Annotated in this window: 26 protein-coding genes and 2 tRNA genes; 4 read left to right on the top strand and 24 right to left on the bottom strand. The window is 45.0% G+C overall.

The window, feature by feature from the left end; all coding sequences use genetic code 11:
• Positions 1-11: 11 nt before the first annotated feature.
• From HQ39_RS07000 to rpmB, 12 genes are all read right to left on the bottom strand, one after another.
• Positions 12-725, bottom strand: coding sequence for a hypothetical protein (locus HQ39_RS07000; RefSeq protein ID WP_036864932.1), 714 nt, complete (start codon positions 723-725; stop codon positions 12-14).
• 100 nt (positions 726-825) lie between these two features.
• Entirely contained in the window at positions 826-1,104 is a 279-nt protein-coding gene (locus tag HQ39_RS06995) for a hypothetical protein (protein ID WP_036844739.1), read from the bottom strand.
• Positions 1,105-1,260: 156 nt separating this feature from the next.
• Positions 1,261-1,791, bottom strand: coding sequence for a chromate transporter (locus HQ39_RS06990; protein ID WP_036864931.1), 531 nt, complete (start codon positions 1,789-1,791; stop codon positions 1,261-1,263).
• Between the two features lie 5 nt (positions 1,792-1,796).
• Positions 1,797-2,354: a chromate transporter gene (locus HQ39_RS06985; protein WP_036865117.1), complete on the bottom strand. Its 558-nt coding sequence runs from the start codon at positions 2,352-2,354 to the stop codon at positions 1,797-1,799.
• A gap of 112 nt (positions 2,355-2,466) precedes the next feature.
• Positions 2,467-2,538 (bottom strand) — tRNA-Glu (locus tag HQ39_RS06980).
• 28 nt (positions 2,539-2,566) lie between these two features.
• Entirely contained in the window at positions 2,567-2,818 is a 252-nt protein-coding gene (rpsT, locus tag HQ39_RS06975; protein WP_036789939.1) for a 30S ribosomal protein S20, read from the bottom strand.
• Positions 2,819-2,862: 44 nt separating this feature from the next.
• Positions 2,863-2,934 (bottom strand) — tRNA-Glu (locus HQ39_RS06970).
• A gap of 74 nt (positions 2,935-3,008) precedes the next feature.
• The gene (locus HQ39_RS06965) at positions 3,009-3,554 is read right to left on the bottom strand and encodes a DUF2721 domain-containing protein (protein WP_052079527.1); all 546 of its coding nucleotides are present in this window, start codon (positions 3,552-3,554) and stop codon (positions 3,009-3,011) included.
• Between the two features lie 146 nt (positions 3,555-3,700).
• The gene (rpsO, locus tag HQ39_RS06960; RefSeq protein ID WP_036790177.1) at positions 3,701-3,970 is read right to left on the bottom strand and encodes a 30S ribosomal protein S15; all 270 of its coding nucleotides are present in this window, start codon (positions 3,968-3,970) and stop codon (positions 3,701-3,703) included.
• A 173-nt stretch (positions 3,971-4,143) separates the two neighbouring features.
• A complete protein-coding gene (locus HQ39_RS09430) occupies positions 4,144-4,299 on the bottom strand; it encodes a DUF4295 domain-containing protein (RefSeq protein WP_081964535.1) in 156 nt (51 codons plus the stop codon).
• A 17-nt stretch (positions 4,300-4,316) separates the two neighbouring features.
• The gene (gene rpmG / locus HQ39_RS06955) at positions 4,317-4,505 is read right to left on the bottom strand and encodes a 50S ribosomal protein L33 (protein WP_036789941.1); all 189 of its coding nucleotides are present in this window, start codon (positions 4,503-4,505) and stop codon (positions 4,317-4,319) included.
• Between the two features lie 38 nt (positions 4,506-4,543).
• Positions 4,544-4,795, bottom strand: coding sequence for a 50S ribosomal protein L28 (rpmB, locus tag HQ39_RS06950; RefSeq protein ID WP_036789944.1), 252 nt, complete (start codon positions 4,793-4,795; stop codon positions 4,544-4,546).
• Positions 4,796-5,039: 244 nt separating this feature from the next.
• On the opposite strand from rpmB, the gene HQ39_RS06945 reads away from it, so the two are divergent.
• Both HQ39_RS06945 and HQ39_RS06940 read left to right on the top strand, forming a co-directional pair.
• Positions 5,040-5,945 carry a DUF2156 domain-containing protein gene (locus HQ39_RS06945; RefSeq protein WP_036864929.1) on the top strand — a complete coding sequence of 302 codons (906 nt, stop codon included), beginning with the start codon at positions 5,040-5,042 and terminating at the stop codon, positions 5,943-5,945.
• A complete protein-coding gene (locus HQ39_RS06940; RefSeq protein ID WP_036864927.1) occupies positions 5,938-6,597 on the top strand; it encodes a GNAT family N-acetyltransferase in 660 nt (219 codons plus the stop codon). The genes HQ39_RS06945 and HQ39_RS06940 overlap by 8 nt, the downstream gene beginning before the upstream one ends.
• A 724-nt stretch (positions 6,598-7,321) precedes the next feature.
• On the opposite strand, the gene HQ39_RS06935 is transcribed toward HQ39_RS06940, so the two are convergent.
• From HQ39_RS06935 to HQ39_RS06900, 8 genes are read right to left on the bottom strand one after another with little or no spacing between them, the layout of a single operon-like run.
• Positions 7,322-8,848, bottom strand: a complete 1,527-nt coding sequence (locus HQ39_RS06935) for an NAD(P)H-hydrate dehydratase (protein WP_036864925.1) — start codon at positions 8,846-8,848, stop codon at positions 7,322-7,324.
• 6 nt (positions 8,849-8,854) lie between these two features.
• Complete coding sequence (locus HQ39_RS06930) at positions 8,855-11,074, bottom strand: cation:proton antiporter (protein WP_052079526.1); 2,220 nt, start codon at positions 11,072-11,074, stop codon at positions 8,855-8,857.
• Positions 11,075-11,094: 20 nt separating this feature from the next.
• On the bottom strand, positions 11,095-11,943 hold the full coding sequence (locus tag HQ39_RS06925) for a 1-acyl-sn-glycerol-3-phosphate acyltransferase (protein WP_036864924.1): 849 nt from the start codon (positions 11,941-11,943) through the stop codon (positions 11,095-11,097).
• Entirely contained in the window at positions 11,930-12,889 is a 960-nt protein-coding gene (locus HQ39_RS06920) for a CDP-alcohol phosphatidyltransferase family protein (RefSeq protein ID WP_052079525.1), read from the bottom strand. Before HQ39_RS06920 ends, HQ39_RS06925 begins: the two co-directional genes overlap by 14 nt.
• A gap of 15 nt (positions 12,890-12,904) precedes the next feature.
• Positions 12,905-13,636 (bottom strand): SDR family NAD(P)-dependent oxidoreductase, encoded by a 732-nt coding sequence (locus tag HQ39_RS06915; RefSeq protein ID WP_036844753.1) that lies wholly within the window; start codon positions 13,634-13,636, stop codon positions 12,905-12,907.
• A 12-nt stretch (positions 13,637-13,648) separates the two neighbouring features.
• On the bottom strand, positions 13,649-14,107 hold the full coding sequence (locus HQ39_RS06910) for an adenylyltransferase/cytidyltransferase family protein (RefSeq protein ID WP_036789959.1): 459 nt from the start codon (positions 14,105-14,107) through the stop codon (positions 13,649-13,651).
• Positions 14,108-14,159: 52 nt separating this feature from the next.
• The gene (pdxA, locus tag HQ39_RS06905; RefSeq protein ID WP_036789962.1) at positions 14,160-15,281 is read right to left on the bottom strand and encodes a 4-hydroxythreonine-4-phosphate dehydrogenase PdxA; all 1,122 of its coding nucleotides are present in this window, start codon (positions 15,279-15,281) and stop codon (positions 14,160-14,162) included.
• Positions 15,282-15,312: 31 nt separating this feature from the next.
• Complete coding sequence (locus tag HQ39_RS06900) at positions 15,313-16,425, bottom strand: DUF4837 family protein (RefSeq protein ID WP_052079524.1); 1,113 nt, start codon at positions 16,423-16,425, stop codon at positions 15,313-15,315.
• Positions 16,426-17,448: 1,023 nt separating this feature from the next.
• On the opposite strand from HQ39_RS06900, the gene HQ39_RS06890 reads away from it, so the two are divergent.
• Positions 17,449-18,093 carry a hypothetical protein gene (locus HQ39_RS06890; RefSeq protein ID WP_036844771.1) on the top strand — a complete coding sequence of 215 codons (645 nt, stop codon included), beginning with the start codon at positions 17,449-17,451 and terminating at the stop codon, positions 18,091-18,093.
• On the top strand, positions 18,090-18,806 hold the full coding sequence (locus HQ39_RS06885) for a DUF3307 domain-containing protein (RefSeq protein WP_036864921.1): 717 nt from the start codon (positions 18,090-18,092) through the stop codon (positions 18,804-18,806). The genes HQ39_RS06890 and HQ39_RS06885 overlap by 4 nt, the downstream gene beginning before the upstream one ends.
• A gap of 66 nt (positions 18,807-18,872) precedes the next feature.
• Here the strand turns inward: HQ39_RS06885 and HQ39_RS06880 are convergent, their stop codons facing one another.
• From HQ39_RS06880 to mscL, 4 genes are all read right to left on the bottom strand, one after another.
• Positions 18,873-19,298, bottom strand: a complete 426-nt coding sequence (locus tag HQ39_RS06880; RefSeq protein WP_036864918.1) for a hypothetical protein — start codon at positions 19,296-19,298, stop codon at positions 18,873-18,875.
• 15 nt (positions 19,299-19,313) lie between these two features.
• Positions 19,314-20,723, bottom strand: a complete 1,410-nt coding sequence (gene lepB, locus HQ39_RS06875; RefSeq protein WP_410524596.1) for a signal peptidase I — start codon at positions 20,721-20,723, stop codon at positions 19,314-19,316.
• A gap of 272 nt (positions 20,724-20,995) precedes the next feature.
• On the bottom strand, positions 20,996-24,007 hold the full coding sequence (secDF, locus tag HQ39_RS06870) for a protein translocase subunit SecDF (protein WP_036844783.1): 3,012 nt from the start codon (positions 24,005-24,007) through the stop codon (positions 20,996-20,998).
• A gap of 647 nt (positions 24,008-24,654) precedes the next feature.
• The gene (gene mscL, locus HQ39_RS06860; protein ID WP_036865109.1) at positions 24,655-25,077 is read right to left on the bottom strand and encodes a large-conductance mechanosensitive channel protein MscL; all 423 of its coding nucleotides are present in this window, start codon (positions 25,075-25,077) and stop codon (positions 24,655-24,657) included.
• Between the last annotated feature and the right edge of the window lie 63 nt (positions 25,078-25,140).

Genomic DNA, 25,140 nt, shown 5'->3' with positions numbered 1-25,140 from the left:
AGATAAGGCGTTTAGAATTCGACATTGGAGACATTGTTGAAGGTGTCATAGAACGATCGGGAGATTTCCGCATCATCCCAAAGAAGCTTTGGCAGCGGCTTTGCTCCTTCTTGCTTCTGCTTTGCCCCGTTCGGAAGAGGCTTTCGGGTCTGAGGATCCAAAGGTGTCGTGATAGTGGTGTACCGGATGGCTTTTGTCCCGGCGTAGTAGATCCGCCTCTCGACACTTGCCGGCAGACTTTCGGAGGAGGCATCACCTCCTGTCTCGTTGTCCTTGTAATAGGAAAACAACAGATCGCCGCTCTTGGGGTCGAATAGAAACTCGCGGTAAAACTTTTCCGTTCCGTAGTTCCAAGACGTGCGGACGAGATAAAGCTCATTGAGGGGATGCTCCTCATCCGTGCCGGGAATGAAGAAAAACTCCGTAGTGAGTCGCGACACTCCGCTGTCCGGCATGTTGCGAGACATGGTTAGCGTCATGCAGTTCTCTTTATCTTTCTTCGCTGTGGAGTGCGTCGCCATTTGCGTTGCTTTATTATATGCCGCTCGGATCGAAGCTACCTGCTTGTCCGTCTTCGGATCGGATTGCGCGTGAACCACAAAGGAGATCAGGCAGAGGGAGAGTATTAAGGTGAATTTTTTCATTTGCTGTTGTCTGTTTCTTGTATCACTCCCGAAGATAAGGTTTTTATCTTCATCTTCTTTCCCCAAGAGCTGTCTCTCCATAACAGAGGACTTTTTAGGGTAAAAGAAAAGCGGAACTACGATATTATCGCATTCCGCTTCTCTTATTCCAAAACAGATCTTAGAGATCTTGTTTTAAGTCTTACTTCTTGTCCTTGCAGCAGTCTGCTTCGCCTTCTTTGTGCTCGCAGTTTTCCTTGTGCTCGCAGTTCTCCTTACCTTCGCAGTTTTCTTTGTGCTCGCAGTTTTCCTTACCTTCGCAAGTAGCAAGGCTATCTGTCGGAGTTTCTACTACTTCTACTACTTCTACAGGAGCAACTGTTTCTTCAGTTGTAGTTTCTGCAGACTTGTTACCTGTACAAGAAGCCAAAGCTACTGTGAAAATAGCAGCCAAAGCAACTTTGATAAATTTCGCTTTCATAACCTTTTTTTTGAGAGTTATATATTGAACAATACTTCCATGGGTGCAAAATTACTTCATTATATTCATTGCACCAAGAGTTTGGCAATTTATTTTTATCAAATCCTATAAATTCCTTGCCATTACTATAATGTGCTGTAAATATGAAGCATTTCGCTATATGCTATAAACAATAAAACTTATGATTCCGCCTATAATAATGGTAAGAATCGGATGCAAAAGTTTCTTAATGGTAATGATAAGGGCAATAGCAAAAAAGAGGATGCTTTTGTAGTCTATAAAGTTTTCGCTGTTGCACAGAAGCAGTGCCGCTGCAGCAATAAGCCCGATGGCGGCAGGTCTTATCCCCCTGAACACGGCTTCCACATGCCTGTTGTTGGCAAACCGAGAGAAAGAATAAGAAATGATGAATACCAGTAGAAACGAAGGCAGCATTACCGACAATGTGGCAAGGACGCTGCCCCAAACAGATCCGGTAACAACGTATCCTATGTAGGTGGCACTATTGATCCCTATCGGTCCGGGAGTCATTTGAGAGATGGCGACAATGTCTGTAAACTCTTGAGCGGTCAGCCATTGGTGTTTCACCACTACTTCATCCTGTATAAGGGAAAGCATTGCATACCCTCCGCCAAAGCCGAAGAATCCGAGTTTAAGATAGACGTAAAACAGTTCCAAATAGATCATATCGGTTATTCTTTATTGGGATGAAGTCTTCTTCGGATATGCTCCGTATAGATGTAGCCCAAAGCTCCGGCTACAATGATGACTATCACAGGGGATATTCCGAAGTACCAGACCGCGATGGCAACAGCTATCGGAATCCATATTGTAGTGTGTGGAAGGTGCAACCTCTTCCATGTCTGGAATACCGGAGCGGCTATCATTGCCACAACTATCGGACGTAAGCCTTTGAACACTCGCTCCACATACTCATTCTCTCTGATTTGAGAGAAGAAAAGAGCCAGTATAAGAATGATCAGAAAAGATGGTAGTGTTGCCCCAAGAGCACAAGCCACTGCTCCTATCGGGCCTCTTAGCTTGTAGCCTATAAATATCGACATATTCACGGCAAAGACTCCAGGAAGAGACTGTGCTACAGCAAAGAGATCTATAAACTCCTTATCTGTCAGCCATTTTTTCTTGCTGACGATCTCTTCTTGTATGAGAGGAAGCATGGCATGACCTCCCCCAAAGGTGAAGCCACCTATTACAAAGAATGTTCGGAAAAGTTTCCAAAGAGATACCATAAGAGTTTTCTCTTGAGTGATCGTTGTTACTTCTTTAGGGTAGAATGCCTTTACAAACAAAAAGGCTCGTCCTCCCAACGAGAGAACAAGCCAGTATTTGTCTTATTGTAAGTAGCCCATAGGGGAATCGAACCCCTCTTTCAAGAATGAAAATCTTGCGTCCTAACCGATAGACGAATGGGCCAAGAAGAAAGTCTTCTTACTTGATGCTGTTATAGGCTATTTGCGAAGCGAGTCAGCTTAGACTTGAGATTGGCAGCTTTATTCTTGTGAATACGTCTTTTGCTGGCCATTCTGTCAAGCATTGAAACCACTTCCGGAAGTCTCTCTTGTGCAATAGCTTTATCTGTAAGAGCTCTGAACTTGCGAACAGAAGAACGCATAGTACGAGCGTAGTAGCGGTTGCGCAAGCGACGTGCTCTCGATTGTCTTATTCTTTTAAGTGCAGACTTATGATTTGCCATGTCTAAATTTTCTATCTAATGATCTTTAGTTTATTTTCTTTTAGTAGCCCATAGGGGAATCGAACCCCTCTTTCAAGAATGAAAATCTTGCGTCCTAACCGATAGACGAATGGGCCAAATGCTTTATAGCACTCTCCTTGGGAGGTTTAGCGAATGCAAAGATAGAGACTTTTTTTTAATCCTGCAAACCCTATGTGCTTTTTTGAATAATATTTTCTTTGCTCCTACCGGCTGGTTCTATCGTTTCTTGTTTTGTCCTGTTTTTTGCAGGCCTGCGACGCTTCTTCGTTGGGATGCTTTCTGTTTTACTTTCGGCAGTTCTCTGTCTCTTTCTTTTCTCGGAGATAAACAGACGGTCCAGATTGGCTTGAGTTGCTTTTGTGGAAGTCCAAATCTCCAATAGGCAGACAATAAAAGAGGCTGCCAGCAACACCAAAGCCAGTAAGAATGTATAGATTGCCAGCATACTTATATTCACGAGTGTGGCAATTGTTGAGATCACACACATCAGAAAGCTTATAGCTCCGAGGCCTTGCATCGCTTTTATCAGTCTCAACTGCTTGTGGAGGCTCTGTATCCGGTGCATGTAATTTCGTTCGGGATGTTTCTCTGCATGCTCTTGAAGACTTTCCACTGCGAATGCGCAGGAAAGACATCTGTTGGCAAAGAACAAGAGTATCAGAGAATAGATGCCGGTAAAAATCAAGGCAGGAATAGTAAGAGAGAGTATCTCCATATCGTTTGTGTTGTTTCTGTTGATTGCCTGTTGTGTCTTGTAAAGTGAGAGGGTAAGTCAAATATTTTGATTTTGACTCACCCTCTCTTTATGTTGTAACAGATTGTTACTGCTTTATAGGTGTCAAGGAAATCTTTTTCCTCTTATTATCTGCGGATTCCGAGTTCCTTGATTATAGCACGATATCTTTCAATGTCAATCTTGATGAGATAATTGAGAAGACGGCGACGCTTACCCACAAGTCTCTTTAGAGAGCGCTCTGTGTTGTAGTCTTTGCGGTTGCGTTTAAGGTGCTCTGTCAAGTGTGAGATTCTGAATGTGAACAGAGCTATTTGGCTTTCAGGTGAGCCTGTATCTGTTGTACCTTTGCCGTATTTCTCGAAAAGCTCGGTTTTTTTAGCTGAATCTAAATACATGTCTTTCTAATGTTTTGTTTTGTTGTTTCTTGATGTATATAGTTTGCTTAATTCAAATGTAAAGCCTCGGTCAGCTTTCGGAAGCTTTACCACTACATTCTTCTTAAGCGGAGGGTTGAAGCCGGATTGCTTTCCTCTTTTCTATATCCGTATTGTTTTCGGAACGGAAAAGATTACTTCTTCGCAAGAGCTTCTTTTACGTTTTCGTTAGGTACCATCTCTTCTTCAAATACGTAAGCACCTGTTTTTGGAGACTTCACCATACGAATCACTTTGGAGTATGTACGCCCGTCACCGGTTTTGAAGGACGCCACTGCTTTCTTTGCCATAGCTTATACGTGTGTTGTTATTTAATTTCTTTGTGTAGGGTCATACGCTTAAGAATAGGATTGTATTTCTTAAGCTCCAATCTTTGAGTGGTGTTCTTTCTGTTTTTCGTGGTAATATATCTTGAAGTTCCTGGCATTCCACTCTCTTTGTGCTCAGTACACTCAAGGATCACTTGGATTCTATTACCCTTTGCTTTCTTAGCCATAAGTAATTTTCGGGATTAAAGTGAATAGATTAGACAAATTAGAGTAGAGTGTACTTTCTAAGAGTACCATTTTCAGCTGCTCTTCTTAAAGCAGCATCCAAACCGATCTTATTGATCAGTCTCAAGCCTGCTGCAGATACTTTTATGCGGATCCAGCAGTCTTCTTCTACCCAGTAGAACTTTCTGTCGAAGAGGTTCGCATCGAATACTCGTTTGGTGCGTCTCTTAGAGTGAGAAACGTTGTTCCCCACCATCGCTCTTTTCCCGGTTATTTGACAAATTTTTGACATCGTTGCTATCGTTATTGTTGTTACTAAAATAAATCAATTGCGTGTATTAGGGAGCGCAAAGTAAGCACTTTTTTCTGACTCTTGCAAACTTTACGGCCTAACACTCACCTCCTTCGGAGTGTTTGGATGTGGAATATCTGTTTTTAGCGTAACGGGTGCAAAGATACAAAATATTGTTGGATAAGGCAATAATAACCACTATCTTTGTGCCTGATTTTGAAAGTTATTCTATAAAAGATAACGAATGAAGATAGCCTTCCATCCCATAACATTACAAGATAAAGAGCGCATACAACAGGTTGTATCGGGGTCTCCGTACCAGAATTGCGACCTTAGTTTTGCCAACCTATACAATTGGAGCAGCCATTATAAAACACAGATTGCTTTTCATAAAGGAGCCATGGTCGTCCGTTTCATGACGGATGGCGGTACAAGACCTGCGTACCTCATGCCCATCGGAGAGGTCGAGAGCCTGAAAGATGTATTTGCAGACATGATGTGCGACTGCTGTACCAATGGCGAGCATCTCCTTCTGATGAGCATCACGGAGCCTTCTTTGAAGCTGTTGGACGAGATCCTGCCCAACAGATACCGCCTGCTCCCGAACAGAGACTACTACGACTATATATACGAAAGAGAAAAATTGTGCTCTCTTTCCGGGAAAAAGTTGCAGTCCAAACGTAATCACATCAATAAGTTTGAAAGGACTTATCCGGACTATATCTATGAACCCATCACCGCCTCCAACGCAATGGAGTGCATGGAGTTGGAGAACAAGTGGTTTGCCCTTAGCGGTAAAACGGACGAAATCAATGCCGAGAGAGAGATCATCTGCCGCTCTTTGAGAGAGAAAGAAGCCATCGGACTTACCGGTGGAGCCATAAGAGTGAATGGCTTTATCGTGGCTTTTAGTATGGGGATGCCTATTAACTGCAACACTTTTGACGTCAGCATCGAAAAGGCGGATCCTGCCATCCCGGAAGCGTTTGCAATGATCAACCGTGAGTTTGCCCGGCATATCCCGGAACAATATACCTATATCAACAGGGAAGAAGACCTGGGAATAGAGGGGTTGAGAAAGGCTAAACTCTCCTACAAGCCGGATATACTTTTGGAGAAAAACATTGTCATAGTCCACACCGATGTCTGATAGCTCTGCCTCCTCAATCTCTTTCTACTGCGTTCCTGCCGATATATCGTGGATGAGCCATCCGCACTGTCGGGAGATGGTAGAGCTTATGACGGAGGCTTTCGGACCTTATCACTCTCTTTTCTCTCACTTTATAGAGTGTGTTGCCATCCCTTTGCAGACCTCTTTTGTTGCAGTGGATGGGGCAACAGACCGCGTTGTGGCAGCACTGCAAGCCGTACCGTACCTCTATGTGGAGCCAGCCGATGCTCCTCCCGTTGCCTATCTCTATGCTCTTGTTACAGACTCCTCCCGAAGAGGAGAGGGGCTGATGAGCAGCCTTTTGACCTTTGCGCTAAAGAGCCGGCAGGAAGAGTGGGGCAGATGCGAGGCGATACTTATACCGGCAAACGAAGATCTTATACCTTATTATAATAAGAGAGGTTTTCGTCTTCTTGATACCGTGTGGCAGGAGAAGGCGGATACCTCTTTTTTCGATCCTGATGCACTTCGTCCTCATCCTTTGGTACGACAGTATCAAGAGTGGGAGGAGCGGCAGCCCCTGCCGGATGATCTTCCGGAACAGCACGCACCTTTCCCTTTCCCGATGTTTTTACCGGACAGCCATACGGATTTAGCTCGTATTCCTCTCCTTCAGAACCCTCTGTTGTGAGAGGATTTTTATATATTTCATACCGAAAAATGCTCACTTTTTTCGGCTCTCTATTTTGATCGACCACCCTGTTTTTAGAGGGGATCCGGATTTGTTAAATCAGCCTGTTTTATTAACATAAATTCCGATACCTGTTTACCCAAAACGCTAAACGAGCATATTGCTTCGGCTTAACGTGTTTAATTTTTCAATGAACACGTTTACCCATTTCATTTAATACGTTTACCGGATTCGATTAAAGTGTTTAGAATTTTTACTTATGGTGTTGATAGTTAGTGTTTTATGCTTTTTGCTCTCTTTTTTACTGTTTTGGGGTAGAAAAGTATATTAAGATTTATTCATATAAGGCAGTGTTAAAATTCACACCTATTAACGCGAAAAGCCCCATCAAACGGACTGAGAAAAAATTTTTCCCAAATTCGCGATTGCGTTGTACCAGGTTGTAAACAAAGAAGTTGCCTTAAAATGACTTCTTCAAAAAAGGAAAATTTATCCCAAAATCTCATGTGAGAAGCCGCGGAGACCACCCTCCGTTTTTATATAAAAGCTCCCACCGAAAAGTTTGTTTCAGGTGGAGAAAAAGGAGAGAATTTTCACGAGATTTTAAGGTAGTGTCATGCCGGAAAAAATGTGTGCCGTCTCTGTTCGGAAGGATATAAAAAGAGAAGAGGGTGTAGCCGATCTACTGTTCGGCTACACCCTCTTCGTTATGGGGCTGAATGGATCAGTAATAGTTTTGCAACTTCTTGAAGTGCTTGAACACCACAGGAATATAATCTATGATGTCCGAGGCTAAGAGACTTTCCTGACAGTTGGATTCGGCATATCTGTCCCCTGCATATCCGTGTATGAATACCGCAAAGACGGCAGAGGTAAGGGAGTCAAACCCTTGTCCCAAAAAGCTTAACATCATTCCCGTAAGCACATCGCCCGATCCTGCCGTAGCCATTCCGGGATTACCGGTTTGGTTAAAGATGATCACTCCTTGAGGCAGACACGTAGCGGTGTATGCACCTTTGACCACTACGTAGACCCTGTGTTTCTGTGCAAATGCCGAGGCTTTCCGGAGCCGCTCATAGTCTGAACCGGACTCCCCCACCAGCCTGTCCAGCTCCCTTTTATGCGGAGTTAGGATAGAGTCGGGCGTGAGCAGGTTGAGCAGTGTAGGGTTACTTGCCAGAATGTTGATGGCATCGGCATCTATGATAATGGGCTTCTTGTACTGGTTCAGCAGGCTTTCCATGGCGGCGGCACTCTCGAACTGTGTTCCCAGTCCGGGTCCTATCGCTATGGCGGAATACTTATTCACGTTTCGTATCTCCGTGAAGTGAGTGGGGCTTTTATCTGTTTCCACGATCGCTTCAGGGATAGTGGTATGGATGAGATTATCTTTTCCCTGCGGCACGTGTACCGTGATGAGTCCGCTGCCTGTACGCATACACGCTTTGGCTCCAAGTATAGCTGCTCCCATCATTCCTTGCGATCCTGCTATGAGGGCAACGTGTCCAAAATCTCTTTTGTCGCAGAACGTGCCTCTGGAGTCCAGGTTGTTGTCTAAGTCCGAAGTGGTAAATATGAAGTTCTTGATATTCTTCTGCGGATGATCTTCTTCCAATCCGCAGTTGATCACACGCCATTTGCCCACATACTTTTCGTTGTCCGAGAGGAGGAGAGAGAGCTTTGCCCCATGGAACGTAAAGGTGTGATGAGCACGGATGATATTGTCCGGATTGTTGTGCGAATTGTCTTGGGCGAACAGACCTGAGGGCATATCCACCGAGACGATAGTGTGTGCCTTGCTGTTGAGATAGTGTACCACGTGCTCCATATCCCCCTCTATGGGGACTTCCAATTCGGATCCGAAGAGTCCGTCTATCACGATGTCGTTTTCGGAAAGACGGGGTGGACGGAAGGAGGAGTTGAACTCCATGAAGTAACATCCGCACTGTTGGAGCTTGGTTTTATTGATTGTAACCTCTTCGCTTAAAGAGAGTCCCGGATTGAGGAGAAAGGCATCCACACTTCTGTTCATGCTGAACAGTATGCGAGCGATGGCAAGTGCGATGGCACCATTTTGGGATGGACCGGCAAAGACAATCACTTTGCGCTGGTCGTTGAACATTCTGTTGAACTGGTTACAAAACGCATTCCCCATCGTCTCATACAGCGTACTGGTAGAGATGATCTTGGAACCGGTTCTGGCATTTTCCTCTATATTGCGTATGTGTTCTCTGTCGAAGATCTTTAACATGGCTTACTATATGTCGGATTTAGGATATAGAATAAGAGTGGTAGGTAGCTGTTGTATGAGAGCGGGAGAGGCTTCAAAGTGTTTCTCCCAAGTGGTTTGCGACAGAACTACAAGGTCATACTTTTTCAGCTCATCCTCTTTTGCTTCCAATGATGAAAACTCTACCGCAGAGCGGACAAAGCTTGCATCTGCAAGGGCGGATATGAGCTTTTGGTATCTTTCACGGGTCTGCTCCGATGCTTCAGGGCTTTCCTTGATAATGAGAACTCTGTCGGAGACGGATTTGAAGCCCTTGTCCATCAACACACCGACATTACCCTTGTGCTCTTTGATGAAGATAGAGGTCTTCTCTCGAAGGAGTTGGGTGTTGAACAGAGCGGTAAGGATGGGAGAGCCCAGCTTGAATTTTGCTTTGTATTTATCCTCCAGGTATCTTACCTGTTTATCGTCCGGGTGGGCAGATAGATTGTGTCCGACACCGACGAGAAGCAGCTGCGCCTCGCTCTCTTCGGATCGTTTCAGTATGGTCTTAACGGGATTGTCCGTGACTTCATACAGCTCTTCCACCTTAATATCGTTTTCTTTTTTGTAGCTGTTCAGCTCTTTGAAGCTCGCTTCCTTGAATGCGCTTGCCTGAATAGGGTTTATATCACTTCCGACAGTCATGTGCAGAGCCATGATGTCGGCGCTATGCACCCTCTTTTTGAGGAGGCTGTGCAGGGTGTAGATCATAGCCATACCGGTCTCTGTCCGTCCAAAAGAGAAGAAGACATGCAGCACTCCGGCAATGCGTTTCTGCTTTACTTTTTCTATTCGTTTGTAGATGGCGTCTATGAGAGATACTGTCGGAGTGGTCATGAAAGTGGTTACCAAAGTCATGAGAACAAGCATGGCAAAAACAACGGGAGGGATGATGCCCAGCTCTAACCCCATGGTGAGCACCACAAGTTCCATAAGACCTCTGGTGTTCATCAGTATTCCGAGATAGAGGCTATCCTTGACATTCTCTCCCACAACCCTGGCTGCGATGTAAGAACCACCAAGTTTACCTACCACCGCCACAAGGATGAGAAGCAGTGTTACAAACCACAACTCCCAGCTGTTGAGGAGACCGATCTCTGTCCGTAAGCCGGATACGACAAAGAACAGAGGCAGGAAGATAGAGTGCGCTACGTCTTCCACCTTTTCGGTAATAATGCGACGGAACTTGTGATCTTCGGGCATAATCACTCCGGCTATAAATGCTCCGAAAAGAGCATGAAGCCCAAGAAGCTCGGTAACATAAGCGGAGACCAGCATGGTGAGAAAGAGTAGAGAGACCACGCCTTTGCCTACAATCTCCGTATTGGTATAGGCATTCCCGATAACCTTAAAGAGTGGTTTGATGAGCAGGAACATGGCTAAAAGATAGAGTGCAGCAAATAATAAGGTGAAGACAATGCTGGCAGCCGATCCTGCTTGGGAGATGGCTAAGATCATTGCAAGGAGACACCATGCGGTAATATCACCATTGGCGGCACTTGCAAGTGTGATGATGCCGAGGTTACTCTTCATTTCCCCTCGCTCTTGAAGGATACGTGCAAGGACGGGAAAAGCGGTAATGCTCATCGAAATACCGATGAAAAGCACAAACGGAAGCAGAGGAGTCTCTTCCGAAGCGTATCGTCCGTACAGCCCTACTGCCGCCACCGCTCCAAGTATAAAAGGTATGATGATGCCGGCATGGGATATGACGACGGTCTGTCTGAATCTCTTTTTTATTTCGGACAGATCAAGCTCCATCCCTATAACGAACATGAAGAGGATGAGACCGAACTGACTCAACAGCGCAATGCTGTCTATGCTTTCTACCGGAAAGAGTTTGGTGAACAAGCCGGGGGCTATAAGCCCTAAGATAGAAGGACCCAATGCAATACCTGCAATGATCTCTCCGATGACGGCAGGCTGTCCTACTTTTGTAAAGAGCCATGCAAATCCTCTTGCCACAACCAGAATGACAATGATCTGAAGCAGCATGAGTCCGAAGTCGGACGCGGCATGATGCTTGACAAAACCTGTAAAAACAGAAAACGCACTCTCGTTGTCTTGGCTCTCGACGGCTTGAGACAGTCCGGCATCCGTATATCTGCTTATCCAACCAAAGAGTAAAGCAGTGGCAAGAATAAGTGCAATATAGAATATACCCTCTTTACGGTACGCTTTAAGTTTGTTCGATTGTTTTGTCATGCTGTTTTTGGTGAAGTATTTTATGTGGAAGAGTGTACGGTTTTATCGTGAAAAAATTTTGCCAACTCCGTATCGCTTTCAATGTATTGCCACTCGGACGGTTCTATGACCGGACGGATGTGTATGGATATTGTCTTTCCTTTTTTGTTGAAAATCTCGCAAGGAATCCTGACAACCTGCATCTTCAGGTTGATCATCCCGAAGATGTTATACAACAGAGAGTTTCGTCCTTCAAAATAGACCGGAAGAACGGGAACGTTGGCGGCACGTATCAGACGGATGGCACTCGGTTTCCAAAGTTGTTCGACGATTTGAAATCTTTTCCAAGACCATCTGGAGATTCCTCCGGCAGGGAACAGCCCGATAGGATGCCCCTCTGAAATCCTCGTCTTAACCTGCATCACGCCACTGATGTTCTTCGATGGGTCATACTTGTCTTCCCTATGTCTCATAAGAGGATGCGTGGGAATGAAGCTGTCGTTCATCGCTCCAATCTTGCTCAGGAAGCTATTTACAAGCATCTTGTAATCTGCTCTTCTCTGCCCCAGAATATCAAGAAGCATTATGCCATCCAGCCCTCCGAAAGGATGATTAGAGACTGAAAAGAAAGCCCCATCAGGGATATTGTCCAGATGTTCTGCGCCATGCAGCTTGTAACTGACATTGATATCTTCATCTTTGAGAATGGCGTGAGCAAACGCCGGACCTCTAAAATGGCAGTTACGGGCGTGAACATTGTTGATATTGTTAATCTTGAGTATAGACATCAAACGAGGAGTGAGCCACTTGGCAGAGTGATTGGATATCACCTCTTTCAGCATCTCTTCTATATCCTCCTGGTGTAAAACTATGGGATCAATCTCTTTCATTCTTGTACTTATTTTCTATATACTCGGTATAGAACTCGCATAACGTTTCGTGTTGGAGGCGACTGGTGAAGAGTACAATATTCAAAGCCACGATCTCATAAGCGAGATAGATCCAGAGCTGTTGGAGTAAGATGGCAATGAAAAGCACTATGGAACGTCCGTTGAACGTGAGCAGATCTATCAGCTTCATGACTATCATACTCCCTTTACGGAATCGCAGACTCTCTTCTTCGGGCAGTCTGAAGCCTTTGAACTTTCTCCGTACTGTTTCGACCATCTTTTGCAGCTTGGGTGTTGCTGTCATTTGAGCAGTGGTATAGTACTTGTAGAACCAGAAGAACAGCTTGTTCAGTCCCGGTTCCATATCATTGTACTTTCTGTTGATGCTCTCGATATCGTCAAACTCTGCTCCTTTTTCCGGACTGATAAAGAGAAGATGCAGTGTTTTATAGTAGTCCGTCAATGCCGCTTGCGATAGATGCGATACCAGAGAAAGGGCTGCAAAGATGTAGAATATAGATGTATGATGTTCGGCTACCAGCCTCATGGAGATCCCCACATAGATAGAGAAGAACCACAAATCACCTGCAATCCCGTCCAGAATACGGCCGATATTGCTTTTCTTGCCCGTAAGGCGAGAAAGCTGACCGTCCACGCAGTCGAGAATATTGGCTATGACAAGGAATGCAATACCGAACAGCCCCCAAATATAATTCTCTGAGGAGAAGTATATCATAGGACCGCAAAGCACTCCTATAAGGATACTGATAATGGTTACAGTATTCGGAGAAACACCCGTAGGTACAAGAGCCACGGCTATTTTATATCCTACCTTGCGATAGAATACTCTATCAATTTTATTCTCAGTCTCTATGGACTTCAGAGATGCAAGGTAATCCTTTTTGGATGTACCTGAAGGAATATCCTCTTTTTCGATATCTAACATAAAGGATCATTTTAATTACCGGTAGCTGTATCCGCCATCTACCACTATGAGTTCTCCGTTGAGATAGTCCGTTTCCACCATCATTTTGTAGATTTTGGCTATCTCATCGGGTGTCGCAAACCTTTGCAGTGCAATCTTGCTCTCTATACTTCTTCTCACCTCAAGAGGTTTGTTCTTTTGCCACTCCGTGTCTATGAATCCGGGGATCACGCCATTGATCCTGATACCTAAGGGAGAAAGCTCCTTTACCATGTTTTTGACCAATGCATGAAGGCTGCTCTTGGATACTCCATAGGGGATAGAGACGGAGTGGGGGTGCAGTCCCATGAGAGATCCGGTGGCTACGAAGCAAGAACCTTTCGGCATGAGCTTGCCGAAATGACGGATCAGCATGATGTTGTAGAGCAGATTGCCCTGCAAGACTTTCATCCAATCCTCCTCCTCTATATCCCAAAAAGAGGTTCTGTTGGTTACTCCGGCATTGAGGACGACGGCGTCCGGAATGACGTTCATTTCCTTTAGCTTATCCGCCAATACCTTTGCAGATCCCGGAGCTTCTATATCGCTCGAAAGCACCAGAAGTTGTTTCAGGTGAGGATGTTCGGCCTCCAGTTCTGCTTTTACCGCTTCCGCTCTCTCTTTATCCGCTCCGTAAGTCAGGATCATTCGGTCTGCAGAGGGGAGCAGAGCACGAGCCACAGCCAAGCCGATACCCTTTGTCCCCCCTGTGATCAGTATGGTCTTCATACTCCAATGCTTTTATCCTTTGTTGATCTTCTCCGGTTTGTGTTGTCTGGCAGTGTTCAAGCTTGCCTCATAAGATTGTTGGATAGACTGCTTGATACTTGTCGAAGAGACGCCGGTGCCGTATGGGAAGTAGAACACCTGTACTCCGAGATCTCGCAGATAGTCATACTTGCCTGTCCAATCGTCTCCCACCACGAAAGCATCTATATTCAGCTTCTTTACCAGCTCCGTATGGTCCAAAGAGTGTTGCGGGATAACAATGTCCGGTGTCTTTAGAGCTTCGATGATCTGCATCCGTTCGTTGAAAGGGATTACGGGGGGCGCCTTATAACTCTTCACCAATTCGTCCGTGCTGACACCCACTATAAGGATATCGGCAAGAGCTCTCGCGTAGTTTATCATACGCAGATGATTGTAGTGGAACATATCGAATGTTCCGGAGGTGTACACGATGTTCTTGTTCTTAAACATAGTTCTTATACTTTAGAGGTTAACTGATGTCTCTTGCTTCATTGGGGATGTTTCACTCCTCATCCTCCATTTTTGTCTGCAAGTCTTCCAGACCAATATCTTTTCCTTTATCGTAGAATGTTTTTCTGAGCGGATTTCGCACAGCTTCGTCAAACCTTTCTCTGTTGTGATAGACGTCTATGGCAAGATAGAGAGCGTTTCGGAAAGAGGTCTCATCCGCTGTTCCGCTACCGGCTATATCGTAGGCAGTACCATGGTCGGGCGAGGTACGCACGATGTTGAGACCTGATGTGAAATTGACTCCAACCTGCATATGTTTGATCTTAAACGGTATCAAAGCCTGATCGTGATACATACAGAGCGTTGCATCAAACTTTTCATCCATACTGTTTCCCCAGTATCCGTCCGGAGAGAAAGGCCCGAAAGCGTGTATCTGATGCTCGTTGAACAGCGTCTCGATAGCCGGTCCGATGATCTCTATCTCCTCTCTACCGAGAAGTCCGTTCTCGCCTGCATGAGGATTGAGAGCCAGTATGGCGATCTGCGGTTTCACTATTCCGAAGTCTCTTCTCAGTGCCATGTCCAGCAGGATACACTTTTCGACGATCAGATTTACCGATAGTGCTTCCGGTACATAGCGTAGAGGAATGTGATTGGTTACCGGGGCAACGATATTCTCTCCGGCTACCATGAGCATCAGAGATTTGTTTTCGATCGTGGCAAAATGGGAGGTAAGAAACTCCGTATGCCCTTTGAAAGGAAACGCTTCATGGTGAGCAGTATATTTGTCGATAGGGCCTGTAACGATACACTTGATATGTCCGGCATCGAGGTCTCGCTTGGCTGCGAGGAGGGATGCTACCGCAAAAGAGCCGGCGGCAATATCCGCAGAGCCGGGATTGACCCTGAAGTTGTCATCTCCTTCTCCCGATGTCGGCACGATGTTTACGATATTAGGCTCTGCCTCTTCTGCCGATTGGATGAGATGGTACTGTATCGTATTGTCCGGGTCTAAGCTCTTCTTGTAGAATGAAAATATTTTGGGATTGGCATACAGAATGGGTGTATGCAGATCCAGAATAGAGTTGTCTAAAAGTGTTTTTATCACCACTTCGTAGCCCACACCGTTGGGATCTCCGGGGGTGATTCCTATTTTTATTTTGTTGTTGCTCATTGTGTTGTCTTTGAACCATGATATTTACAAACTACTTCTCCGAAGTCTCACCCTCTTGAGCTTTCTCGCCCTCTATCTTATAAGGAGCTATGACGGGTGCTTTGGGAAACAGTTTGCCGTATTCTATCTTATCGCCTGCGAGCCTTAGCGTGTAGAGTGCCGACTCGTTCAGGAGCATCAATCTCTTTTTTCTTACTTCCGGTGCATACACAAACGCTTCTGCCACCAAGACCTCCTTGCCGTTCGGGTGCACCATCGCGTGCATCACGAAAGGTCCTCCCATCATATCTCCGTGCATATTCCAGAGACCGCGCAGGATTACACGTGCTGTACCGTTCACTTCTCCTTTTACCGCCATGGGATCTGCGCGATGCTCTGTCTGCATATAAGAGTCTTTGTACTCTCCCGGCATCCACTGGCGCATGATGGAGTCTCGTTTGTGGATCAGATAAGAGGTCTCGAAAGTATTGACATCCGTATAGGGGAAAGTGTAGACCACCATATCCATCCGTCCGCGATTGCCTACGCCCTGATCGGTAGCCCAGACAAATCCGTTATTGACCCTTGTCCACTTCATCTCTACCGGTGCATTTATCGTAACCTCACCGATATACTTCTCCACCTCTTTGGCAAACTTGCTACTGTATGTCCGCTCCAAATCCGTAATATGTCTGAGGACATCCGAGCGGTACACCTCTTCCATGATTTTGGGTGCTTGCAGTCTGATGAGAGCTTTGGCGGTAACGAGGTCCGGACTTTGTGCCGTGTAGACATTCTGCCCTTTAGCCCAAACGTTTCTCGACAACCGCAAAACGCCTTGGGTGTATCTGTTCGGATCTATATCATAGATAAGGATATTCCGATACGCCTTAAAGATTGTGGTGAAATTGTTCTGTGATGTAAAAGAGAGATCGACCGATGCCTCCGGTTGAGGAAGCAAAGGAACCGGCTCATCGAAAACCTCTCTGCTGAACTCCTTGAGAGCCTCCCCTTCCGCCTCATTAACAGGCAACACAACGATCATTTCGCGAGACTTTCCGGTGGAATCGAATGGAGACCGTTTCATATCCGTGCAAGAAGACAAGCCTGATATCGCAAGAAGCGATACTGCCAAATAGAGAAGAGAGTCCATGTACCTTTTCATGTCCGAATTTTGAGGTTTCTATGGTTGGGTAATATGTTTCCGTCTGCGCCCTTGGGCTTCTTTACAAAGATACTATTTTTTGTTGAGGAGTGTAAGTGTTTGTTTTGTCCGTTTTCTCTTTGAGGAATGAGAAGAAAAATTTTTTCGGAGCTCTCTTTTTTCTTCTCCTTTTTTCCCTCTCTTGCCGGCTCCATTTTTATATATTCCATCCCGAAAAATACCTTCTTTTTTTTGGTCTCTCTATTTTGATCAGAGGGGTCGTTTTCAGAGCACGAGCGAATTGTTAAATTCGCCCCATTTTATTAACACAATTTCCGATACCTGTTAAGCGAAAACAGTAAACGAGCATATTGTTTCGGCTTAACGTGTTTAATTTTTCAACGAACACGTTTACCGATTTCATTAAACACGTTTACCGGATTCGATTAANTAAACGAGCATATTGTTTCGGCTTAACGTGTTTAATTTTTCAACGAACACGTTTACCGATTTCATTAAACACGTTTACCGGATTCGATTAACGTGTTTGGAATTTTTGCTTATAGTGTTGATAGATAGTGTTTTGTACTTTTTGCCCTCTTTTTTGCCGTTTTTTGCCCCAAAAGTGCATTAGAGTTTGTTTACATAATAGGGTGTTAAAATTTGCTTCTATTAACTCGAAAACGGGGCATGAAACCGATCGGGAGGAAAAAAATCTCAGGATTGAAAAATTTGTAGAATATTGATTGCCAATGTTCTAAGATCTTTCAGAGAAGATGGTCATCGGAAAAAGCTCTTGAAGCAAGAGGTTTTGAAAGGCTTTTTGAGGACTTCATTTTTATATAAAAGCTCCCTTGAGAGCGGTTGAAATATCAGGAAAATCCGCTTTTATGAACCGCTTAAACGGATGATTTTACAACCGAAAATGGTTGTTTTTACGATTACAACCAAAAACGGTTGTTTTTAAGAATACAACCGAAAATGGTTGTTTTTCTGACGGCTAAAACCTATCTTTGTTTTACTATTTACCTAAAAGCAGATTGTATGGATATAAGGGGAGTCATAACGGGAGATATTGTTACTTCTTCGGCAATACGCGGAGAGTATCGGGATATTCTGTTGGAGATGCTCAATGGAATAGTAGAGGAGTTGAGAGATACCCTCTCGCCCGCCAAGATGGAGTTTTTCAGAGGGGACAGTTTTCAGATTGTTGTGGAGCATCCGGAGGAAGCAGTGAAGATGGCAGTGCTTCTCCGTGCCGGCATCAAAGGGCAGACACCCGAAAGGCTAAAGCGGGCTTGGGATGTGCGTTTGGCTATCGGAATAGGAGAGGTATCCTATCTGTCGGACAAAGTGGTGCTTTCCGACGGGGAGGCTTTTCACTTTTCCGGCAGGGAGCTGGACGATATAGGGAAGCGGAGACTTACGGTAAAGACCCGCTGGGAAGAGCTGAACGAAGAGCTGGAAGTGAGTACGGCTTTTGCGGATGACATCATCTCCCGATGGACTATATCGCAGGCAAAGGCTCTCTATTCCTCTCTGCTCTATGGCTCGACCCAAAAAGAGATGGCGATGAGTATGGGAATGAGCTCGCAAAATGTGGGAAAACTGTTGAGAGCAGGTAAGGAAAACCTTATGGCTCTCTATATTAACCGGTCGAAAAAGATCATAAAAGAGAAGATGCTATGAGTTGGGATATTCTGTTGAAACTGCTTTTAGCGCATCTTCTTGCCGACTTTGCTTTCCAGCCTAAGAAGATCTGCATTGGAAAGAGACTACCCGGAGTAGGGAAGTGGAGCTATCTGCTACTACACTCTTTCATCCATACGGTGGTGGCCTACCTGCTCTTGCAGGAGTGGGATGAGTGGATCGTTCCCTCCATTATCTTTGTCTCTCATTTGGGTATAGACTATCTGAAGTCTGCCTTTATGCGGGAAAATGCGTGGTCGTTCTTTATAGACCAGCTGCTACACCTGGCTGTGCTGCTTTTGATATGGGGCTTCCTGTTTGGCGGAACGGATACTTTGTGCGAATGGTTGGAAGAGTATGAGATCTCTTCCGGCTTCTGGATCGTTGCCATAGCTTATCTGCTGGTACTTAAACCTACTTCCATCGTGTTGAGTATGTTTTTCCACAGGTGGAGCAAAGAGGCGGAAGAGGCAAGTCTTCCCAATGCCGGCGAATTCATAGGCTATCTGGAGCGGATACTCATCCTCACGTTTATCTTGACCAATCATATCGAGGGTGTGGGATTTCTGCTTGCGGCAAAGTCCGTCTTCCGCTTTGGGGATCTGAGCAAGGCTAAAGAGATCAAGACGACAGAGTATGTCCTCATCGGAACATTAGCCAGTTTTACCATTGCCATAGTGATCGGCTTCGTCTCTTTGGTACTGATAAGATAAGAGGAATAGCGATTTGTAGAAATAAAAAAGTCTGCTCCTTTCGGGGGCAGACTTTTATTTTTGCTGTCAAAAGGGTATAAAGGCAACCGCTTTACCCACGATGTGCGAAGGTGGACACCACCACAACCGATGGATGGAAATCGCTTTGCTCCTGGGATCCGACTCGTTGGAGATACCATAATAAAGGATTTCGGGATGTTCCGGATCTCTCTTGACCTCCACGATATAGCCATAGAGCTTTTCTCTTGAAGGAGACTCGACGGGAGTGAAGATCACGGCATCGCCTCTCTTCAGAGGGTCGTAAAATCTTTTCTGTATGAGTATCCATGAACTCCCCGAAGCATTGTCTCCACCGCTTCTATGCACACGGACCGGCTCCCAAACAAATACTCTTATGAGCAGAAGCGCAGAGAGCAAGGTAAGAACTCCGATAGAGATCTTGACCGTTCTACGTTTGGTAGATCTATCTTTCTGCTTTCCGCTCCGAGCCATATATTGTTATTCCGTTTATTCTATCTTGGATGCCGGAAGGAGAAACCTGTTCCAGCGAATCTTTCCACTGAATAAGCCTTTGTCCTTATCGAGTGAGAGCCAAACCCAAACGGGTGAACCCACGATGTGATCCTCAGGTACAAATCCCCATGCACGGGAGTCGGCACTGCGATGTCTGTTATCTCCCATCATGAAGTAGTAGTCCATCTCGAAAGTATAAGTATCCGAGACCACTCCGTCAATGAATATGCGACCCTCTTTTACAGCGACAATGTGTCCCTCGAAGTTGTGTATGCAACGGATGTATAGGGGGAGATTTTCCAAAGTGAGATTGATAGTCGCTCCCTTTTTAGGTATCCAGATAGGACCGTAGTTGTCTCTTGTCCACGATTTTTTCATGTCCACAGGATAGGTCGGATCGTCTTCTGCGGAGGGAGAAGGCTCTATAACCACATTCTTAACGGAGGAGACTGCTTTGATCTGCTTTACCATCTCTTGAGTCAACGGCAGCTGATGGATCAGTCCGTAGCTTCCATTCGATAAGGTATCCAGCTTCAGATATTGGAAGAAGCCGAAGTTTTGTGGCTCCGAACCGTCCAACAACACCTTGCGATCATCCATAGAGATCTTGAGATCATCAAGCAGCTGTTCCGGTATGACTCTTCCGTCTGTCTGAATATAGTAAGTGTGTTGCAGATTTTTCGGGTCTTTGATTCTCTCTCCATTGATATAGACGTCATTGTTTCTCACTTCAAGAGAGTCGCCGGGTAAGCCTATGCACCTTTTGACATAGTGTTCGCGCTTATCCACAGGTCTGTAAATGATCTCCCCGAATCTCTCTTTGTTCTCTCGGAGATACTGTCTGCCATATGTGTTTACCAGTGTATAGTAGTCCGGATTTTGCTCTTTAAGGGCTATGGTATCTCCCGCCGGAAAGTTGAAGACAACGATATCATTGCGTTTGACTGAACCGAATCCCTTCAAACGGCGATACTCTGCTTGCGGTTTGTCCAAATAGCTCTTTCCTCCCCAAAGGAAGGTGTTGTGTATGATGGGGAACGAGATAAGAGTCTGCGGCATACGAGGTCCGTAGCTCAATTTGGACACCAACAGATAGTCTCCTACAAGGTAACTCTTCTCCAAAGAAGAGGTAGGAATCTGATAGTTTTGAAAGAAAAACAGGAAGAAGACATGCACCGAGAAGACCACCACAACGATATCTTCCAATAGCTTCATCGCACTCACCACTTTGGGATTCTTGGACGACTTCCACCAACGCCAGTTGATCTTCTTGGTGATATAGCCGTCTATGATCAGGAGTACACCCGGCCAGAGCCAGGGAGAACCCACCCAAATGCAGAATAGAATGTATAGAATGAGGACGATGGAGAACTTAATCCACGTTTTTAGAGGTTTATTTTTCAGTATATCTTTATTCATTGTTCTGTTGCCGATTCGTTATAATACAAAGCCTTAACCTCTTTCCCGAAAATCTTCAACGGAGAGAGTCCATACACAAAACCATTGTATAAAAGGCTCATATAAGCTCTACCAAAGGTACATAAATATTTGCAATTTGTTTTGGATGCTCCTGATTGTGATAAGAGTAGAAGCAAAGAGGCTTCCTAAGTCTGTCTTAGGAAGCCTCTCTATGTATTCGATCTCCTTTATAAGGAGAGTCGGGTTATCGGTTGTGCTTACTTCTCTTCTTTGTTTCTCTCTTTTCTGCTTGCGATCAGGTATGCTATCGGCGAAGCAACAAAGAGTGTACTGATAGTACCGATCACCACTCCGAGGATCATTGCAAATGTAAAGCTTCGGATTGTAGGACCTCCAAGGATGAAGATAACAATGATGGTGATAAGTGTTGTAAGAGATGTATTGATTGTACGAGCAAGTGTAGAGTTCAACGCATTGTTGAATACTTCTCTCTTATTCTTGTTCGGATAGATGCCCGATACCTCACGGATACGGTCGAAGACTACCACAGTGTCATTGATAGAGTAACCAATGATAGCCAATAACGCCGCTATGAACGTTGTGTCGACCTCCATAGAGAATGGCATGATCTTCCAAAGAATAGCATACAGAGCTATGATAGAGAATGTATTTACCGTTACTGAGACGAATGCTCCTGCGGAGAATGCAATGTCGCGGAAACGTATAAGGATATAGAGAGCCATGAAGATAAGAGATATTGCCACGGCAATAAGAGCATCTCTTTGAATGTCATCCGCCATGGTTGCTCCTACCTTTTGTGAGCTTTGTACATACTTGTCTACAAAAGTATCGAAGGATGTTCCTTCCGGAAGAAGGCTTTTCACGCCTTCAAATACAAGCTTCTCGATCTCTTCATCCGTATTCGGGTTAGTATCTGTGATACGATAGTTGGTAGAGATACGCACTTGATCCGGAGTACCGATATTGATTACACGTACATTGCCGGCAAGTTCGTCGTTCAACATAGATGCTACTTCCGCTGTCGAAACATTCTTATCAAACTTCACGATATAGTTACGACCACCTGTAAAGTCGATACCCGCATTAAGTCCGATAGTCGCCAACGCCGCGATACCGGCAGCGATAAGAAGTCCGAATACAGTGGCAGAAATCTTTCTTTTAGCAAGGAAGTTGACAGAAGGATTCTTGAGGAAGTTCTTTGAAATCGCTGTCGTGAAGGTTGTTTTGTCCATCTTCCCTCTCTTAGCAAGAGCTTCAAATATAAGACGAGTGATAAACACCGCCGTAATGAACGAACAGATAAGACCCACAACAAGTGTTGTAGCGAAACCGCGAATAGGACCGGTACCGAACATAAACAGGATGATACCTGTGATGATAGTGGTAACGTTGGAGTCGATAATAGCGGAGAACGCATTGCCGTAACCATCCTTGATGGAGCGTTGCATATTCTTTCCGGCGGCAAGCTCTTCCTTGATACGCTCGAAGATAAGTACGTTGGCATCCACCGCCATAGCAAGCGTAAGCACAAGACCGGCAATACCTGCAAGTGTGAGTACGGCATGAAGAGAAGCCAAGATACCGAGAGTAAAGAAGAAGTTCAATACCAGTGCAAGATTCACAACCATACCCGGAAGCAAGCCGTAAACCAAACACATATAAAGCATAAGGATGATAAGAGCTATGACAAACGAGATAATACCTGCCTTGATAGCCTCTTTACCAAGAGAAGGACCGATAATATCTTCTTGTACTATATCTACAGAAGCAGCCATCTTACCACTCTTGAGTGTGTTGGCAAGGTCGTTTGCTTCGTCCGGTGTAAAGTTACCTGTGATGCTGGAAACACCGTTAGGAATTTCACCATTTACTACCGGAGCAGAATATACAAGACCATCAAGAACGATGGCAACCTGCTTTCCTACATTGTCGCGAGTAAGACGAGCCCACTGCTTAGCACCTTCATTGTTCATGTGCATAGATACTCCGACATCGCTTCTACCCACGTGGTTGTTTACTTCTGCACGAGCTTCTGTTACAACCTCACCCGATAGAGCTGCCGAACCATCCCTTTTAGAGCTTTTAAGTGCATATAGTGCATACACTTTGCCTTCTTCGGAATAAGGTTTTGCAGACCATCTCAGATAGATATTGCGAGGGAGTTGAGCCTTCACTTCCGGTATGGAAAGAAGAGAGTCTATCATCGCCATATCTGCTGCCTGAGCATATCCGACGATAGCACCGGGAGCGGCTTGACCATTTACGTTGGCGTTTAGAGAAAGAACAGAAAGGAGAGGATTGTCTCTCTTTTGATCTTCTGCAGATAGTTGCGACTCTGTTCCGGATTGAGCTTGAACCTGTTGGCTAAGATCTGTGCTGTCTGCTTCTGCCGGAGCTGCTTCCGTTTCTGCCGGAGCGGTTTCCGCTTCTGCTTCTGGAGCAGCCACTTCTGCCGGTGTCTCTACTTCTTGCCTGCTTCCACGCTTGTTGAGAGCAGCAAGAGCATCGTTTGCATTGAGAAGAGGGCGGAACACTTCAGACATATCCGCTGTTTCCCAAAACTCAAGGTTCGCAGCACCTTGAAGAAGTTTACGTACACGTTCCGGCTCTTTGATACCCGGAAGCTCTATAAGGATACGGCTGTTGTTCTCCAATCTTTGGATGTTTGGAGCCACAACCCCGAAGCGGTCGATACGGTTACGAAGCACCTTGAAAGAGCTGTCTATCGCATCGTTCACTTCGCTTCTAAGTACTTTTTCTACGTCTGAATCGGATGCAGTGGTTGGGATTCTGTCCTTTAGTTCGAGCGTGCTAAAGATAGCAGCAAGTCTCGCACCCGGATCCGCTTTGTGAAACTCTTCGATAAAGAGCGTTACAAAGTCCTTTTGGCTTTGAGTCTTTTTCTTGTTTGCTTCTTCGATAGCCTTTAGGAAGTTGGGATCTTGGCTGTTACCGGAGAGTGAGCGTAGCACGTCTGCCTGATTGAGCTCAAGCACTACGTTCATACCCCCTTTGAGGTCAAGACCCAATCCGATCTCTTGGGCACGTACTTCTTTTAGTGTGTGTCCGAACCACACTGTCTTGTTAGAGAGCGAATCCAAGTATCTGATCTCTTTCATTGGATCGCCTTGAGCATACTCCTTTGCCGCAGAAGTATATCTGCTCGATACGAAAGTAAACGAGAGATACCACGCACTGAGGACCACCATAAGGAGAGCTACAATCTTGACTAAACCTTTGTTTTGCATCTGTTTGTGATTATGTTATTAAATTTTATTCGTTTGCTCAATCTTTTCAGACGTATGCCGTGGTTTGACGCACGGGCACTTTGATTGGCAAAGATACAATTTTTTACTATTAAAATTCATACATCAAGGCTACTTTCTTCATAAAAATGAGCTATTTGTGCAGTCTGATTTCCATGAGATTTGCTTTTGGTTTGTCTCTTTCTGCTCTCTGCTCTCTTGTTTGGTCGGGTTCGGCTCTTGATGGTCTCCTTTTTGCGGACGATTTTTAGCTGTTTCTTCTCTCCTTTTCTTCTCTGAAAATATTGTTTTGACCTGTTCAAAAAGTTATTTGAATAGGGATATAAGTTGCTTTTGACAGGTATAAAACTAAAAATCATGCTTTGGTCGCCGAAAATCAAGATGCGATTTGTGGAAAGCAAGCCTTGATTTCTGCAACCCGAATCGTGATTTCAATCTCTGTAAACGATTAGAGCAACATTTATCCCTGTATAGAGGATTTTTTGAATAGGTACGATCTCTTTTGTCGGCAGGATAGATCTTCTCTTTATCGTCAAAAAAGAGAGACAACCACTCGGATGCTTTGAGCCCCAAGTGGTTGTCTCTGTATTTTTTTGAGGTGATACGCAGAGGTAGCACGGCTTTTTGCCTTAGCGGTTTTCCTTGCGAAGAAGATCTCTGATCTCTGTGAGAAGCAGAATATCTGCCGGTGGCGCTGCCGGTTCGGCCGGTGCAGCTTCTTCTTTCTTGCGAAGAGAGTTCATGCCTTTAATCATCAAGAAGATGACAAAAGCAATGATGAGGAAGTCCACAACGGTCTGGATGAAAGCTCCGTACCTGATAGCCACTTCTTCTGCAAGCACTTGTTCTCCTTCCATGACTGCTTGAGAGATGACAACCTTTAGGTCTGTAAAGTTGACTCCACCGAGCAGCTTACCTATCGGAGGCATGATAACATCGTTTACAAGCGATGAAACAATTTTTCCAAAAGCTCCACCGATGATGATACCTACTGCCATGTCTACTACGTTACCTTTAACGGCAAATTCTTTGAATTCTTTAATTAAACCCATTCTAATCTTTCTGTTTTTGATGTTAATACTTGCTGCCTCTCCGGTTGTTATCATTCTTCAGAA

The sequence above is a fragment of the Porphyromonas sp. COT-108 OH2963 genome, from assembly GCF_000768895.1.
GTDB classification, from domain to species: Bacteria; Bacteroidota; Bacteroidia; order Bacteroidales; family Porphyromonadaceae; genus Porphyromonas_A; species Porphyromonas_A canoris.
The sequence above is the reverse complement of the archived record's forward strand: the minus strand, read 5'-3'. Positions and strand labels throughout refer to the sequence as shown.

Excerpts from the sequence above, each read along its gene's own strand:
- HQ39_RS06940 (WP_036864927.1), top strand. The coding sequence starts at position 5,938 with ATGTCTGATAGCTCTGCCTCCTCAATCTCTTTCTACTGCGTTCCTGCC.
- HQ39_RS06935 (WP_036864925.1), bottom strand. The coding sequence starts at position 8,848 with ATGTTAAAGATCTTCGACAGAGAACACATACGCAATATAGAGGAAAAT.
- HQ39_RS06880 (WP_036864918.1), bottom strand. The coding sequence starts at position 19,298 with ATGGCTCGGAGCGGAAAGCAGAAAGATAGATCTACCAAACGTAGAACG.
- HQ39_RS06920 (WP_052079525.1), bottom strand. The coding sequence starts at position 12,889 with ATGTTAGATATCGAAAAAGAGGATATTCCTTCAGGTACATCCAAAAAG.
- HQ39_RS06965 (WP_052079527.1), bottom strand. The coding sequence starts at position 3,554 with ATGGAGATACTCTCTCTTACTATTCCTGCCTTGATTTTTACCGGCATC.
- HQ39_RS06885 (WP_036864921.1), top strand. The coding sequence starts at position 18,090 with ATGAGTTGGGATATTCTGTTGAAACTGCTTTTAGCGCATCTTCTTGCC.
- HQ39_RS06990 (WP_036864931.1), bottom strand. The coding sequence starts at position 1,791 with ATGATCTATTTGGAACTGTTTTACGTCTATCTTAAACTCGGATTCTTC.
- HQ39_RS06925 (WP_036864924.1), bottom strand. The coding sequence starts at position 11,943 with ATGAAAGAGATTGATCCCATAGTTTTACACCAGGAGGATATAGAAGAG.
- rpsT (WP_036789939.1), bottom strand. The coding sequence starts at position 2,818 with ATGGCAAATCATAAGTCTGCACTTAAAAGAATAAGACAATCGAGAGCA.
- HQ39_RS06900 (WP_052079524.1), bottom strand. The coding sequence starts at position 16,425 with ATGAAAAGGTACATGGACTCTCTTCTCTATTTGGCAGTATCGCTTCTT.
- HQ39_RS06985 (WP_036865117.1), bottom strand. The coding sequence starts at position 2,354 with ATGGTATCTCTTTGGAAACTTTTCCGAACATTCTTTGTAATAGGTGGC.
- HQ39_RS06945 (WP_036864929.1), top strand. The coding sequence starts at position 5,040 with ATGAAGATAGCCTTCCATCCCATAACATTACAAGATAAAGAGCGCATA.
- rpsO (WP_036790177.1), bottom strand. The coding sequence starts at position 3,970 with ATGTATTTAGATTCAGCTAAAAAAACCGAGCTTTTCGAGAAATACGGC.
- rpmG (WP_036789941.1), bottom strand. The coding sequence starts at position 4,505 with ATGGCTAAGAAAGCAAAGGGTAATAGAATCCAAGTGATCCTTGAGTGT.
- pdxA (WP_036789962.1), bottom strand. The coding sequence starts at position 15,281 with ATGAGCAACAACAAAATAAAAATAGGAATCACCCCCGGAGATCCCAAC.
- HQ39_RS09430 (WP_081964535.1), bottom strand. The coding sequence starts at position 4,299 with ATGGCAAAGAAAGCAGTGGCGTCCTTCAAAACCGGTGACGGGCGTACA.
- mscL (WP_036865109.1), bottom strand. The coding sequence starts at position 25,077 with ATGGGTTTAATTAAAGAATTCAAAGAATTTGCCGTTAAAGGTAACGTA.
- rpmB (WP_036789944.1), bottom strand. The coding sequence starts at position 4,795 with ATGTCAAAAATTTGTCAAATAACCGGGAAAAGAGCGATGGTGGGGAAC.
- HQ39_RS06890 (WP_036844771.1), top strand. The coding sequence starts at position 17,449 with ATGGATATAAGGGGAGTCATAACGGGAGATATTGTTACTTCTTCGGCA.
- HQ39_RS06910 (WP_036789959.1), bottom strand. The coding sequence starts at position 14,107 with ATGTTTAAGAACAAGAACATCGTGTACACCTCCGGAACATTCGATATG.
- HQ39_RS06915 (WP_036844753.1), bottom strand. The coding sequence starts at position 13,636 with ATGAAGACCATACTGATCACAGGGGGGACAAAGGGTATCGGCTTGGCT.
- HQ39_RS06930 (WP_052079526.1), bottom strand. The coding sequence starts at position 11,074 with ATGACAAAACAATCGAACAAACTTAAAGCGTACCGTAAAGAGGGTATA.
- secDF (WP_036844783.1), bottom strand. The coding sequence starts at position 24,007 with ATGCAAAACAAAGGTTTAGTCAAGATTGTAGCTCTCCTTATGGTGGTC.
- HQ39_RS07000 (WP_036864932.1), bottom strand. The coding sequence starts at position 725 with ATGGAGAGACAGCTCTTGGGGAAAGAAGATGAAGATAAAAACCTTATC.
- HQ39_RS06995 (WP_036844739.1), bottom strand. The coding sequence starts at position 1,104 with ATGAAAGCGAAATTTATCAAAGTTGCTTTGGCTGCTATTTTCACAGTA.